The sequence below is a fragment of the Microbacterium lacus genome (genome assembly GCF_044794305.1).
Classification (GTDB): Bacteria; Actinomycetota; Actinomycetes; order Actinomycetales; family Microbacteriaceae; genus Microbacterium; species Microbacterium lacus_B.
The window spans coordinates 1964688-1979096 of sequence record NZ_CP084996.1 but is presented as its reverse complement, the minus strand read 5'-3'; the positions used below and the strand labels follow the sequence as shown (position 1 = coordinate 1979096).

Genomic DNA, 14409 nt, shown 5'->3' with positions numbered 1-14409 from the left:
GCATCATTCCGACATAACCATCGCTTATATGCGGCCATAGGCCCAGTGATCCCGAGTTGCGCGGCCAATCACGGCGTGATGAGCAGGTGAACGGGGCCGTGCAGTCCGGCAGGCAGGGGTGCGGCGTTCTTCTCGAAGACCGTCGTGGTCGGAGCGAAGATCTCACCTGATGGGTCGGCCGCTTCACTGATCAGACGGTTGCGCCACGGTGTGGCCACGTGGATCGAGAGGTCGTTGCGCCCCGCACGCAGAGACTGCGTCACCTCGACGCGCAAGGGCGCCGTCCACACCACGCCGCACTCCTGCCCATTCAGCATCACCCGGGCAATCGCATCGACGGAGTCGAACTGGAGCAGCACCGAACCAGTCGGCTGCTCCTCGAGCTCGAACTCGTGGTGATAGACCGCGGTGCCCGAGAACCCGAGGTCCGGCGCAGGGCCCTCCGTCCACCGCACCGGGTGCGGCGAAGAAGCACGAGTCACGCCGTCGGGCATCTCTTGAGACCACTCACCCTCGAGTGGTACGCGGATCGCGGTCGGTGCGGCGGGCGGCTCTGGCGCGGAGAGTACGAACATCGACCCGAACGGTGGGAGGGTGAGCATCCACGTCACCTGACTCCCCGGGCTCCCGACGACGCGTTCCAGTCGCACCCGCTCCACCGCGACGGGATCCCATCCGCACAGACTTTCCCTCGTCAGCGGGGTGAGGGTGAGGACCACCTCCGCGCCAGTGGGGTTCGCAAGGAACGTCACCAGTCGACCATCGACAACGCGCGAAACACGCCGCACCGGGCCACCTTCGATGGCGAGTTGCGGTTTCATGCCCGCCTCGTCGAGGGCTTGCTCGAGCGACACCGCCCACACGCGGCCCGTACTCCACAGTCGGTCGCATGTCTGGGCGAACGAGTCGGGGTCATCGGCGAGCGAGGGTGAGCACTCAGGGCGGATGCCGACGACGGTGGCTCCGGCATCCACCAGTCTTTCGATCTGTGTCAGTGCGGCCAAGGTCATCCGCCGCGACGATCCGCCCAGGGAGAGCAGTCGGTAGCTCGCACCCGCCGAGACCAGGTGGCCTTCCTCGACGCGGAGCACATCCGTGAGAGCGCCCGCGCCGACGTAGTCGAAGTCGAAGCCGACGGGAACGGTGTCGAGGGCATCGTTGAAAAGCCCGGTCACCGGGCCCTCTTCACCCACGAAGACGGCGATGTCGACCGCCGGTCGGCCCGAATTCAGCACCGCACTGCAGCGGGCGAGGTAGTCGATCCACGGTCGAGCCATGCTCGACCAGGTTTCGTTGATCGTGAACGCTTGGCCGAGGAATGGTGCCAGCGAGATCCCGGGCGGCGGTGCGGTAAGTGGTTGATGGGGAGAAGTGTGGATGCAGAATCGCGTCACGCCGAGCGAGAGTTGCAGATCGGCGATGTGCTTGAGCGCTTGCGGCGACCACGACCAGGGTTGGTCGAACGAGGTGAACGCTTCACTGCCGGTCCACGTCTTGCCGTAGACGTGGGCGACTGACGACGCCCCCTTCAGGTCGGCGACGTAGGTCGGTCGCGGCCCAGCGTCGGGGTTGAAGGTCCACATCGCCCCCATCGGCACGTCGGCGTGCGATCGCATCGCCAGATCGTCGCCGATCTGCGGACGCCCGTCTTCGAGCGCCTCGGCGTAGTACGTCATCCCGCGTCGATGCGCTTCCTGTGCGAGCGTGCCGTAATACTCATCGGCGAACACCTCCGCGAGAGTGCGGCGATAGTCGAAGAGAAAGCGATCGGATGCTTCGGCCCCGCCGATCAGGTAGCCGGCGAGCGTGGGAAGCCACCGCACCGGGTCGTACCCGCGGCGCGCGAGGAACTCCTCCAGAATCCGCTCGGTCCAGTTCTGTGGGCCCGCCTCGATGCTGTCGCTGAGGAGAGCTCCGAACCTCGACGCGTCGGTGTCGGTGTCGCCGAAGCGCGCGAGATGGGTCTCGAGAAAAGCGGCGACACGGACGCCGTCGAGCTTGTCGACTTCGAGTCCTGTGGAGTCCGCGGGAGCGGGTCCGTTGGTTTGGCCCGTGAGCGAGGCGCCGAAGCGCAGGATGCGCCACCGCCCCGGAGGGGCATCCCATTGCACTGTGCCGTTGGTAACGAACGATGTCAGGTCGATCACCGCGGAGGGGTCGATCGAGCCGATCTCAGCGCGAGGATCGGTGTCGACGCCGTAGTAGTCCGGAACGACCGCGTAACCGGCCTTCGTCTCGGCATGATGGACGCGCCCGGACGCGCGAAGGGCGAACTCCGCCACGTGAAAGGTGTCGGCGCGACGCAGCACCGGCGGCGTGCGCACGCCCTCGGCGACGGGCGGCAGAGCATCCGCCGCGCTCCCACCCGAGAGTACGAGCCGAAAGCGACGAGCCGTCACCGGCGCGAAGCTCGCCGTGCGCACCGGCGCCGTCGTCGCATCGATCCGTATGACGTCGCGGTAGGTGGTGCCCTCGTCGCTGGCCTGCAGCATCGCGTCGGGTGGCGGAGCCGCGCCGAACCCTCGCGGGCCGGGCAATCCGACGACGACCGAGCACACGGTCACCGGCTCGTCGAAGTGCTGTTCCACCCATGCGGTCGACCACCTGTCGGGGTCGCGGGGGAGGGTGATCGACTCTGAGAACGAGCCGTCCACGAGGCATCCCCACTCATCCATGGGGGCGGAGGCGGTAACCGTCTCCGGCCGCAGCGCATCGAGTGATGGGCTGTCGGGGACGGCGAGAACGACCCAGTCGGTCGAGAACTCGGCGCCCGACGATCCGCCCCAGCGCGGAGCATCCTGGTAGAGACCGGTCGTCGCCGGCAGAGAAGGCAGCGCGTGGGTGACCGGGCTGCCGCCATCGACGGATGCTTCGGTCCAGACGACCTTCTTCATCGCATCTTCAGGTCGCACCCACGGTCCGCCCGTGGCGCTCCATCCCGACGATGTCGCCACTGCGAGCTCCAGCCCGAGCTCATCAGCGACGCGGACGGCGGTCTCCACCGCCTCGTCCCACACGGAGGAGCCGGGACGCACGGCTTCGGGCACAACGAGAGGCACTCCCATTCCGCCGTCGAAGAGCTGCACGCCGCGAACCCCCACCTCGTTCAACCAGGTCAGGTCACGCACGATCCCGGCCGGGTCGATGTTGCCGTCCATCCAGTGCCACCAGGCCCTCGGCCTGGCTTCGTCGGGTGGCTCGACGAACGTTCGCCAGAGTTCTGCGGGTGGGCCGTCGCTGCGATCGTCGCCGATGGTGCTCACCGCTGCATCCTGACATCTCGATCACCGGCGGCGCACGGTCACCGATCACAGCGGGACTTATACCGGATATCGCTAGGACTAATGTGTGATTTCGACGCAAGCGTGTGATAGTGGTGAGAGGGCGCTGAGAACGGTAGCGCCATGACGACGAGGTCAGAGAGCAGACGACAGTGACGATCGACGAGAACAGTACTCGCACCCTCACCGTGCCTCCCAAAGCTCGGCGCACGCCGCCGCCCCGCACCACGCGGAGGCCGCTGATCAGCTACGGCCACTGGTGGTGGGCACTGCCGGCCGTCGTGCTGGTCATCGCCGTGCACTACGCGGCGACGTTGACGGGCGGTTTCTTCGCCTTCACGAACTGGACGGGCCTGGGCGACTGGGAGTTCATCGGACTGGACAACTTCGAGCGGATCTTCAATGATCCGCAGCTCGTCGGAGCAGTGGGCAACACGCTGTTCCTCGCGTTCGGCTCGGTGATCCTGACCAACGTCATCGGTCTGCTGTTCGCGCTCGCGATCAACCGGACGCTCAAGTCCCGTTACATCCTGCGCACGCTGCTGTTCATGCCCGTAGTGCTCAGCCCGCTGGCGGTGGCGTACGTCTGGAAGTTCATCTTCCAGTACGAAGGGCCGCTGAACGGCTTTCTCGCACTCATCGGTCTGGAGGAGTTCCAGAAGGTCTGGCTCGCCGATCCCACATGGTCGATCTGGGCCATTCTCTTCACCGTGGTGTGGCAGCAGACCGGTTTCACCATGGTGATCTACCTCGCAGGTCTCGCCTCGGTGCCGGTCGAGATCGAAGAAGCCGCCGCGCTGGACGGCGCCGGTATCTGGGGTCGCTTCTGGCACGTCACTGTTCCGGCCATTCGCCCCTCGATCGCCATCGCGACCACGCTCGGGATCATTCAGGGTCTGCGCATCTTCGACCAGATCTTCGCCTTGACCGGCGGAGGCCCAGCCGGTGCAACAGAAACCCTTGCGACCGAGATCTATAAGCAGGCGTTCTCGCTGGGGCAGTTCGGTTTCGGCTCAGCTCTCGCGCTGGTGCTGACCGTCATCATCCTGGCCTTCGCCATCCTCCAGCAGTACGTCACCCGCGACCGCGACGCTCGAAAGGCCTGACCGATGTTCCGTTACACCAAGGCCACCGCCGTCCGTGAAGTCTTCGTCTGGGTCGTCACCCTGCTGGGTCTTCTGCCGTTCTACATCCTCATCGTGACCTCGCTGAAGTCTGACGAGGAAGCGCTCACCACCAGCGCGGTTGCGCCGCCCACCACGGTGACCTTCGACGCATTCATCGAGGTACTCACCAGCACGGGTCGCAACAGCATCCCGATGAGCATCCTGAACAGCGTCATCATCACCGCGGGCGCCATCGCGGGACTCGTGCTGCTGGGCTCCGCGGCGGCGTACGTCATCGCCCGCCGTACGCGCCGGTGGACGACCGTCACCTTCTACCTCGTGCTGATCGCGATCATCCTGCCCGCCCAACTGGGTACGGTGCCGCTCTACATCGGAGCGCGCAGTGTCGGCTTGACCGGTAACGCGGTCGGAATGATCCTGCTGTGGATCGGCATCCTGCTGCCGCTGTCGGTCTTCTTGTACGCGAGCTTCTTCCGGGGGCTCTCGACCGAGTACGAAGAGGCCGCCGTGATCGATGGCGCGACGCCCACGCAGGCGTTCTTCCGTGTCGTGCTCCCGCTGATGGCGCCGGCCACCGGCACGGTTGCGATCCTCGCGGGCCTGATCGTCTGGAACGACTTCTTCAACTCGCTGATCTTCCTCGGCGGCTCCGACACGCAGACCCTGCCGGTCGCCATGTACACCTACGTCGGTGGACTGCTCTCGGCGTGGAACAAGATCTTCGCGGTCGTGATCATCTCGATGGTCCCGATCCTCGCGTTCTACATGTTCGCGCAGAAGCAGTTCATCCAAGGATTCGCCGGTGGACTCAAAGGCTGACCGGGTCGCTCGCTATGTCGATCGGTTCGATGTAGCGGTCACCACCCGACACTTCGGATCGCACCTCGCGGGCGGCCTCCAGGAAGATGGAGCGCATCCACGCATGTTCGGGATCACGATCGTGGACGGGATGCCACCACAGCGCATTCGCGGTGGGAGTCGCATCGAACGGCGGTTCCAGAATGCGGATGCCGCTGAGTCGGGCGATCTCGGGAGCCAGGGCCGACTGCACGAGACCCAGTCGGTTCGTGCCGACGATGAAGTGGCCCAGGGCCAGGAAGCTCTCGACCACCACGTCGACGACGGGCTCGAGGCCCATCATCTGCAACTGACGGCCGGCCGACGTGAACGCCGAGCGGGATCGATAGGTGAACACCCACGGCGAGGCTCGAAGAATGTCCCACGTCAGCCCCTCGGCCACGGCCGCGTTGGACTCGTCGGCGACGACCACCCACCGGTCTCGCCACAGGTCTTCGTAGGGCATATCGGTGATGAATCCGTGCGGGATGACCATCGCATCGACCGATCGCAGGCTGTTGGCCGCGTCATCGACGATCGGGGTGTTGTGCAGCATGAAGCGAAAGCGCACACCCGGCGCGGTTCGTGCGGCGACGCGCGAGACGGCCGCACCGATGGTGGCGAAGCCGTAGTCCGATCCATAGATCGAGAATTCCCGCGTCGACTCGTGTGGGGTCCACGTCGCCTGGCTCTCGAACACGCGGCGCGCAGCATCCAGAGCAATCGTGGTGTGCTCCGACAGACGCAAGGCCAGCGGTGTGAGCTCGTACGCGTTGCCGCGGCGAGCAAGGATCGGGTCGTTGAAGTGATTGCGCAGTCGAGCAAGCGACGCGCTCAGCGCGGGCTGACTCAGATGCAACCGCTCCGCCGCTCGCGTCACGCTGCGCTCGGTGAGCAGGGCATCCAGCGCGACCAGCAGATTCAGGTCGAGACGGGACAGAAGCGGGTGATCGGCCACAGCGATGTGATCCTTCGGCAGGCGACGGGTGTGCCGCCCATCATATCCAGGCGATCTATTCCGGCGGCATCCGTCATTCGTCGAAGCGATGCCGCCTGATCCAGACGAATCACCCTCTTTGCCACACCCCGAAGGACAGGCCATGTACCAGCTCGCACCCAACATCGAACTCCTCTTCACCGAAGCCGGTGACTACCACGACCGCGTGCGCGCAGCCGCGGCAGCCGGCTTCGACGCCGTGGAAATGTGGGGCCCGACCGGTGTCGACGCTCCCGCGACGCCGAAGGATCTCCCCGCGCTCAAGGCGGCGCTGGAAGAGACCGGCGTGCAGCTCACCGCCCAACTCTCTGAGCCGCGCACACAGTTCATGATTCCGCCGTGGGATCACTCCGAGTTCTTCCGCAAACTCGATGAGGGTGTCGAGATCGCGCACATGCTCGGTACGCCCCGCATCGTCGTGGGCAGCGGCACCGGCTTCGGCGGGTGGAAGCGCCAGGTGCAGCTCGACAAGCTGATCGAGATCTACCAGAAGGCGATCGCTCAGATCGACGGCTCGGGTATCACCCTCGTTCTCGAGCCGGTCAACGTGCGCGTCGACCACCCGGGCTCGCTGCTGGATCGCACCGCCGAGGGCGTCTACGTCGCGAACGGCGTCGACTCGCCGTTCTTCGGTGTGCTCTACGACATCTACCACTCGGCCGTCGAGGGCGAAGACATGGCGGTGGAGCTAGCGAACGCCGGCTCGATCGTGAAGTACGTGCAGCTTGCCGACACCGACGGCCGCGGAGAGCCGGGCACGGGTTCGCTCGACTGGCCGGCGACCCTCGCCACGCTGCGCGCTTCGGGCTACGGCGGACCCATCGGGCTCGAGTACTACCCGACCACCGAGTCGTCCCAGTCGGTGCAGTACATCCGCGAACTGGCGGCCCAGGCGTGAGCGATCGCTATCCGGCATCGGTCGACGTCGCGATCGTCGGCAGTGGCCCGACGGGCGCCGCGTACGCCCGCATCCTGAGTGAAATCGCTCCGGATGCCGAGGTCGCCATGTTCGAGGTCGGTCCCACGGTCTCGAACCCGCCCGGCGCGCACGTGAAGAACATCGCCGATGCCGACGAGCGCGCCGATGCCCAGGTGCGCTCGGAAGGACCGGACGCGCACGACGACGGCGATCGCGTGGGCGGAATCGTCAAGACCGCGCAGCGTCGGGCGCGGCCCGGCACGTTCCTCCTCGAATCGGGCTACCAGGTCGAGGGTGAAGAGGGCCTTCCTGCGGCGGCGATGTCGAGCAACGTGGGTGGCATGGCCGCGCACTGGACCGGCGCTTGTCCACGGCCGAACGACAGCGAGCGCATCGACTTTCTCGACGCGACGGGCGAACTCGACGAGCTGTTGGCTGAGGCCGAGCGGCTCCTCGGTGTCACCGCCAACGCCTTCGACGCGTCGCCCCATGCGCCGCTCGTCCGGGGTCGGCTTGCCGCGGCCGCCGATGCGGGGCGTGAAGACCACGAACGCGTCCAGCGGATGCCGCTCGCGGTGCACCGCCGTGAGGACGGCCGGCTGGTGTGGTCGGGATCCGATGTCGTGCTGGGCGATGAGGCCAGGGCGAACGCGAACTTCCACCTCTTCGACGAGTCGCTCGTCACCCGCGTGCTCGTCGAGGACGGGCGCGCGACAGGTGTCGTGGTGACCGATCGGCGTACCGGCGAGAACCACGAGGTCCGCGCGCGGTACGTCGTCGTGGCCGCCGACGCGCTGCGGACTCCGCAGGTGCTCTGGGCCTCCGGCATCCGCCCCCCTGCTCTGGGTCGCTATCTCAACGACCAGGCGCAGATCGTCTTCGCCGTGCGCATTCGCGACTTCGTCCCCGCCGAGGGTGCCGAGGGTGCCGCGCAGACCGGACTCAGCGAGTACAGCGGCGTGACATGGGTGCCGTTCACCGACGAGATGCCCTTTCACGGGCAGGTCATGCAACTCGACGCCTCGCCCGTGAAGCTCGCTGAAGACGATCCTGCGGCCCCCGGATCGATCGTGGGTCTCGGGCTGTTCTGCGCGAAAGATCTGCAGGCATCCGATCGGGTCGAGTTCACAGACGGTGACGTCGACGGTTACGGGATGCCGGCGCCGACCGTGCACTACACACTGAGTGCCCGCGACCACGAGGTCATCGAGCGCGCGAAGGCCGAGGTCGTTCGCCTCGGAAAGGCGATCGGCGAACCCCTCGACGATCGGCCGTTCATGATGCCGCTCGGCGCCTCGCTGCACTACCAGGGCAGCACCCGCATGGGGCTCGCCGACGACGGCGAGAGCGTCTGTGATTCCGACAGCCAGGTGTGGGGGGTCCCGGGACTCTTCGTCGCCGGCAACGGGGTCATCCCCACGTCGACCGCGTGCAATCCGACGCTCACGAGCGTGGCGCTCGCGGTCCGGGGCGCGCGAAAGATCGCCTCAGACCTTGCTTTTGTCTGATTTCGACATTAGAATGAAGAAACAATGACAAAGATGTCCGGCCGCTTGAGTCGGCCCACAACCAGGAGGTTCTTGTGATCCCCGATCGCATCATCGAGCAGGGAACGCTCACGACCGACGGTGCTCGCGCTGCTGTCGAGATTCGCCTTCCCTGGTATCGCGCGCTCCCGGGCTCGTGCATCGCCGGCGCAAAGCTGATCATCGACGGCGTCGAGGCGCCGAGCGAGTCGCTGCGCTGGCAGATGAACGGGCGCGAGTCCACGTTCGACGAGCTGCGCACCAACACCGACGAGTGGTGGTTCCCCACCGATTCGGCCGTGCTTTCCGGCGACTTCTCGATCGAGCCGGATGCCGAGCACGAGGTGACCGTGGGGCTGACGCTCTACATCCCGTACATCATCATCTCGGACACCGAGACGCTGCACATCGACGAATCCAACACCAAGACCATGAAGGCGGTGGCAGCATGACCGAGTCTTCGCTTGGCTCGCCCATCCAGGGCGTCACGCTCTACAGCTTCACCCGCGCCTTCCACGGGCGCGAGTACGACCTCGAGGGCCTCATCCGCAAGACCGCGGCCGAGGGCTTCGGCCCGGGTCTGGAGATCATCGGGTTCTCGAGCTTCCGTGGCTTCCCAGAGATCGACGACGAGTACGCAGGCTGGTTCCGCGACCTCGTGGATGAGGTCGGGCTGGTCACGACCTCGCTCGCGGTCAACGCCGACATCGGCATCCACCGCGATCGCTTGCTCAATCAGGACGAACTCATCGAATACATGACGCGGCAGATCAAGGCGGCCGCGACACTCGGCTTCCCGATCGCCCGCGTGCAGATCTCGATCGAGCCCGACTCGATGGAGGCGCTCGCTCCGATCGCCGAAGCGCACGGAGTCACCCTCGCCCTCGAAGTGCACGCCGACCAGTACGCGTCGCACCCGCGCATCCTCGCGCTGCGCGACCGGTATGAAAAGGTCGGCTCTCCGTTCCTCGGCTTCACGATGGACTGGGGTGCGACCGTGTCGGGCTTCGCTCCGTCGCTCATCGAGGCGTACCGCCGCCGTGGGGCATCCGAAGAGCTCCTCGGTCAGGTCGTCGACCTCTGGAACACGTACTACGAGCAGGGACCGCCGGCCGATCAGGCCGTACACGGTCAGCGCTTCGGGTCGTTCATCGGGCTCGCCGCGAAGAACGGTCGCCCCGATCTGGGCATCGACTTCGGCATCAACGGCACGGGACTGTTCGGCCCCGCCCGTGTGGATGACTGGCTCGAGATCGCACCCTGGATCAAGCACGTCCACGGCAAGTTCTTCGGCATCGACGAGAACGGCGAAGAGCCCTCGGTTCCCGTCCGCGACCTCGTGAAGCTCCTGGTCGAGAACGGCTACAACGGCGCGATCTCGAGCGAGTACGAAGGCTGGCACTGGAACCACTGGGAGTCGCCGTTCGACATCATCCGCGCCGAGCAGGCTGTGCAGCGCTCCGCCGCCGCCGATGCCGGCTCGCGCATGGTCACCGATTTGGCAGAGGCCCGCGCACAGCTCGGCGCCTGGCTTCCCACCACACAGAGCACGACACGGGGAGCAGGAGCATGAGCGACGGAATCGCCGGTACCGGCATCAAGCTGGGCACGACGCTGTATTCGATGACGAGCGAGTTCGCGGGTGGCATCTACACGCCCGAAACGCTGATCGCCGCCGTCGCCGAGAACGGCATCGGCCCCGGCGTCGAGTTCAACATCGCGCAGCTGCTGCGCACCTACCCCGACGTCGACAACGCGTTCGTCACACTGTGGTTCGACTCACTCGAGAAGTACGGCCTCGAGGCGAGCGCGGTCGGAACGAACCTCGACATGGGGCGGCGTAAAGATCGCGACATGACCCCCGACGAAGAGCACGACTTTCTCGCTCGTCAGCTGAAGACCGCGCACACCCTCGGGTTCAAGACGATCGTGATCCGTTCGCACGGCAAAGAACTGCTGCGCAGTCTGCTGCCGCTGGCGGAGAAGTACGACCAGCGTCTCGGGTACGAGATCCACGCGCCGTCGGGACCCAACGACCCCGCTGTGGTGCAGATGCGCGAGATGTACGACGAGCTTCAGTCGGAGCGCCTCGGGTTCACCGCGGACTTCTCGTCGACCATGCACTCCCTTTCGCCGACGCTGCTGCGCACGCTCGGTCAGATGGGCATGGACGAGAAGCACTTCCCCGTGATGGACGAGATCTGGCACGAACCGACGCCGATGTACGTGCGCAACCAGAAGTTCGAGGACTACCTCTCGGGCGAGGGCGTCGACTTCTTGCGCTTCGGCCCCTTCACGCGCCTCGCATTCAACATGCACGGACTGGTGCCGCCGGAAGAGTGGCTCGACATCATGCCGCAGATGTTCCACGTGCACGCGAAGTTCTACGACATCAACGACAACGGCGACGAGCCGGCCATGGACATCCCGCGGATCGTGCAGCAGTTCGTCAAGGGCGGGTACCAGGGGTACCTCTCCAGCGAGTGGGAGGGCCACGCGTTCTCTGACCTCGGCGAGAGCGACCCGATCGACCTGGTCAAGAAGCAGCACGCGCTCATGCGCCGTGCGATCGAAGAATCCGTCGTTACGGCCTGAGAGGTCCATCATGGCAACCCACAATTCGCTGTTCTCCGAAAAGGATGTCCGACGCACGGACGACGGCATCGCCGTCTCGGTGCAACTGCCCTGGTACCGCAGCCTTTGGCTGTCGGCCGTCGACGGCGTCGCAGCATCCGTCAACGGCGTCGCCGTCCCGACCGATCGCCTCCGCTTCGTCCTCGAAGGAAAGTCGTACGCGATCGAGGAGCTTCCTGAACAGTCAGAGACGCTCTGGTTCGTCGCAGAGAAGCCCGAAGTGATGATCTCGCTCGATGACCCGCCGGCAGCCGGCGACAAGGTCACCGTCGAGGTCGTGCTGACCATGCGTCTGCTGTACATGCAGATCATGCCCGGTGTCGACGGCGGCCCCGGCCGCTACGTCACCAACCGCGTGCCTGTGGAGCGCGAGGTCGTGCTGGCGTGAGCTGACGCCCAGAGCGCGACAATAGATGCCGAGTGCGCGGCCTGCCAGCGTGGCCAGGTCGTGCACTCGGCGTTCACGCGACATCGCACCGCCGCGTGGGCATGCGGCAGCCGGGGAAACGACAGTGCTGGTCGCGCACCCGCAGATGTCGGCGCATCTCGGATCTCGCGTTATCGAGAACGGATGCTTCGTACTCGGCCTTCAGCTCGGGTCGGTCGATGATCTGCCCGGCCGGCATGACGACCCGCGTGTGGGCCGACGTGATCGCGCCGGAGGCCAGCGCGGCACGCGTCTCGGGAAACTCGTTCACCAGGGTCGCAGCGTCGTTCATCTGACGTTGCACTGTGCGGTCGCTCACTCGCCACGCCACCGAGTTGGGTGCGGGTGCTCTCAGCCCTCATGGTTGTAGTACGGCCAGGGCAGGAACCGGCGCTCGCCGCGGCGGTCGGGACCCTCGAGTGCCACCTCGCCGGTGGCAGCCCACTCGACCCCGCGCGGGAACATGCGGATGAACTCGATCCGCCGGAACGTGTCGATGTCGTGCCCGATCGTGATGGTGAAAGAGCGACCCGCTCCGTACTCGTTGATCCACGCGATGGGCTGGTCGGTGTTCATGCCGTTCAGAGCCGCGATGCCCCCTTCGGGAATCAGAACCGGGTAGTGCGACATCGGCCAGACGGGCGCGCGTTCGTACGACTCGAGGTCGTCGAATGTCGTGAGCAGCACCTGCGCGCCGTCGTACAACTGCACGCCGGTGAGGATGTCGTCGCCGGTGACGGTCCATGTCGCGTTGATTCCGTCGGTGATCGGATGCCGCGGTTCGGTGGTCTTCAGCAGGGCTTCGCCCCATGGCCGAGGGCGCAGCCCGGTCTCGTACGCGCTGAGCTTCGAGCCGCGCATCACGTTGTACTCCTCGGGGTAGCCCCACGAGTCCTCCTGCGCCGCAGAGCCGTGGAACCAGACGATCCCTCTGCCGTCGTCGTGCACGAACTTCAAAAGGGCTGCGTCCGTTTCGGCCCCGAAGCCGACGGCCTTGTCGTGGTAGCCGTCGCGCCCCTCGAAGACGACGATGACCACGTCGTACTTGTCGATGATCTCGGCGCCGAGACCACGGGGGTCTTCGATGACGCGCACACGGAACCGGCCGGTGTCTTCGAGCAGGGTCGTGAGCCACTGGTTGTGCTGGCGGAAGCTGCGGTATTCGTTGTCGTGCTCGATCGTCATGTGACCGGACAGGATGAGGACGTTGAGAAGGGTCATGCGGTGTCTCCGTTCAGGGCGCGGCGTGCCAGCGCCAGGTGGTCGCGGGTGATGGTCGTGGGGTCGTCGTCGAGCCACTCGTGGCCGCCCCACTCGCTGCAGAGGGTTCCGGCGAATTCGGTGCCGCTCAGAAGTGAGCCGAGGTCGCGGATCGGATCGCTGACGCGGCCGTCGGAATCTTCGAGGTCCCAGAACTTCAGGTGGAACGCGCCGACCCACGGCAGCACGTCGGCGATGACTGCGGCGTCTGACCGCCCGAAGCGCACGAGCATGTCCATGAAGAGGGTGTGAACGGATGCCGGAACCCCGCCCGATCGCAGCAGTCCGACGATCGTGCCGACGGTTGCAGGGTCGCGCCACTCGTGTCGCACGGTCTCGATGAACGCTGCCGGAACCCCGGCGGCCTCCAGTTGCGCGAGATAGGTTTCTGGAACTGCCGGCATGAACATCGAGATGTCGACGAGGAGTCGCACGTGCGGGTCGTCGATGTCGATGATCTGATCGATCGAGGTGCCCGCCTGCGGCGAGCCCGGAGTCTGCGACCCCTGGATCTCTTCGAAGAGCGTCAGGCCGGTTTCCTGGAGGATCGGCAACACCCGCTGCAAGAGCGCAGGACCGGCCTGCCCGATGGGCAGCCGTAGGCCGCGCGCATCGAGCTGCTGCGCTATCTCGATCTGCGGCAGCAGGAAAGCGAATCGCTCGTCGTCGGTGCGGCGGATTCCCTCGGGCGACCAGTCATCGATGCTCGCGCCCAAGATGCTGACGCGGCCGCCTGCGGAGTCCAGGCGCGCACCGAAGGCCGTGGCATCCGCTTCGCTCCGGCCAGGAAAGGAGCGCCACAGTTGGCCCGGCTCCGCCTCGATCTCGACGGCGAGACCGTTCTCGACGATCCCGACCGCGATATCAACAGCGTCGCGGTCGCCCGCGATCATCTCGGGCGTCCAGTTGAAGGCGCTCGCGCTGAGCACGAGGCCGACCGGCAGCGGACCGTCGTGGGCGAGCGGCTCACGAACAGCCACCACAGCGGCGGGCACATGAGGCGCGTCAAGCACGAGTGACTGCTTCGCGTGGAACGGCAGCGTCAGCGGGCCTTCGGGACTGACCTGAAGATAGGGGATGCGGAGCCCGAACCCGACCTCGACGTCGTGGGGTCCAGAGGTGAGTTCATGTGGCACGGCGAGCGTGACCCGATCTTGCTGGAACCACCAGCCGTCGACTTCGGTCAGCTCTTCCGGCGCCACCTCGCGGTCGCCCAGTATCACCGTGACGGTTTCGGCGGCAACTCCGTCGATCGTCACGACCGGGTCTCGCAGCGAGGTCAGGGGGAGCGAACGGATCCAGGGAAGGGAAACGCGCAGGGCGGCTCCGCCCGGAGTGGTGGTCAGCGAATCTTCGCGCAGCAACGGCAGCGTCATGGGCACGTCCTCGTGTCGTCGACCG

The 14409-nt window shown here is 66.1% G+C and carries 13 protein-coding genes; 8 read left to right on the top strand and 5 right to left on the bottom strand.

All coding sequences use genetic code 11. From position 1 onward, the window contains the following. Positions 1–68: 68 nt before the first annotated feature. Entirely contained in the window at positions 69–3263 is a 3195-nt protein-coding gene (locus LG299_RS09450; protein ID WP_404429550.1) for a glycosyl hydrolase, read from the bottom strand. Between the two features lie 170 nt (positions 3264–3433). Between LG299_RS09450 and LG299_RS09445 the strand changes: the two genes are divergently transcribed. Next, positions 3434–4387, top strand: a complete 954-nt coding sequence (locus LG299_RS09445; protein WP_404429548.1) for a carbohydrate ABC transporter permease — start codon at positions 3434–3436, stop codon at positions 4385–4387. Between the two features lie 3 nt (positions 4388–4390). Beyond that, positions 4391–5227: a carbohydrate ABC transporter permease gene (locus LG299_RS09440; RefSeq protein ID WP_404429546.1), complete on the top strand. Its 837-nt coding sequence runs from the start codon at positions 4391–4393 to the stop codon at positions 5225–5227. Here the strand turns inward: LG299_RS09440 and LG299_RS09435 are convergent. Further along, positions 5217–6203, bottom strand: a complete 987-nt coding sequence (locus LG299_RS09435; protein WP_404429544.1) for a LysR family transcriptional regulator — start codon at positions 6201–6203, stop codon at positions 5217–5219. The two genes, LG299_RS09440 and LG299_RS09435, sit on opposite strands and share 11 nt — an antisense overlap. Before the next feature lie 142 nt (positions 6204–6345). Here LG299_RS09435 and LG299_RS09430 point away from each other — a divergent pair, with 142 nt between their 5' ends. From LG299_RS09430 to LG299_RS09405, 6 genes are all read left to right on the top strand, one after another. Further along, positions 6346–7140, top strand: a complete 795-nt coding sequence (locus tag LG299_RS09430; RefSeq protein ID WP_404429542.1) for a TIM barrel protein — start codon at positions 6346–6348, stop codon at positions 7138–7140. After that, positions 7137–8669 carry a GMC oxidoreductase gene (locus tag LG299_RS09425; RefSeq protein ID WP_404429540.1) on the top strand — a complete coding sequence of 511 codons (1533 nt, stop codon included), beginning with the start codon at positions 7137–7139 and terminating at the stop codon, positions 8667–8669. Before LG299_RS09430 ends, LG299_RS09425 begins: the two co-directional genes overlap by 4 nt. A gap of 74 nt (positions 8670–8743) precedes the next feature. Continuing rightward, positions 8744–9139 (top strand): DUF6379 domain-containing protein, encoded by a 396-nt coding sequence (locus LG299_RS09420; RefSeq protein ID WP_404429538.1) that lies wholly within the window; start codon positions 8744–8746, stop codon positions 9137–9139. After that, positions 9136–10260 carry a sugar phosphate isomerase/epimerase family protein gene (locus LG299_RS09415; protein WP_404429536.1) on the top strand — a complete coding sequence of 375 codons (1125 nt, stop codon included), beginning with the start codon at positions 9136–9138 and terminating at the stop codon, positions 10258–10260. The genes LG299_RS09420 and LG299_RS09415 overlap by 4 nt, the downstream gene beginning before the upstream one ends. Then, positions 10257–11282 carry a sugar phosphate isomerase/epimerase family protein gene (locus LG299_RS09410; RefSeq protein WP_404429534.1) on the top strand — a complete coding sequence of 342 codons (1026 nt, stop codon included), beginning with the start codon at positions 10257–10259 and terminating at the stop codon, positions 11280–11282. Before LG299_RS09415 ends, LG299_RS09410 begins: the two co-directional genes overlap by 4 nt. A 10-nt stretch (positions 11283–11292) precedes the next feature. After that, positions 11293–11709 (top strand): DUF6379 domain-containing protein, encoded by a 417-nt coding sequence (locus LG299_RS09405; protein ID WP_404429532.1) that lies wholly within the window; start codon positions 11293–11295, stop codon positions 11707–11709. Positions 11710–11782: 73 nt separating this feature from the next. On the opposite strand, the gene LG299_RS09400 is transcribed toward LG299_RS09405, so the two are convergent. The 3 genes from LG299_RS09400 to LG299_RS09390 are packed head-to-tail and all read right to left on the bottom strand — an operon-like array spanning position 11783 to position 14384. Next, complete coding sequence (locus LG299_RS09400) at positions 11783–12067, bottom strand: hypothetical protein (RefSeq protein WP_404429530.1); 285 nt, start codon at positions 12065–12067, stop codon at positions 11783–11785. Between the two features lie 32 nt (positions 12068–12099). Then, the gene (locus LG299_RS09395) at positions 12100–12969 is read right to left on the bottom strand and encodes a ThuA domain-containing protein (RefSeq protein WP_404429528.1); all 870 of its coding nucleotides are present in this window, start codon (positions 12967–12969) and stop codon (positions 12100–12102) included. Beyond that, positions 12966–14384 carry a hypothetical protein gene (locus LG299_RS09390; RefSeq protein ID WP_404429526.1) on the bottom strand — a complete coding sequence of 473 codons (1419 nt, stop codon included), beginning with the start codon at positions 14382–14384 and terminating at the stop codon, positions 12966–12968. The genes LG299_RS09395 and LG299_RS09390 overlap by 4 nt, the downstream gene beginning before the upstream one ends. Between the last annotated feature and the right edge of the window lie 25 nt (positions 14385–14409).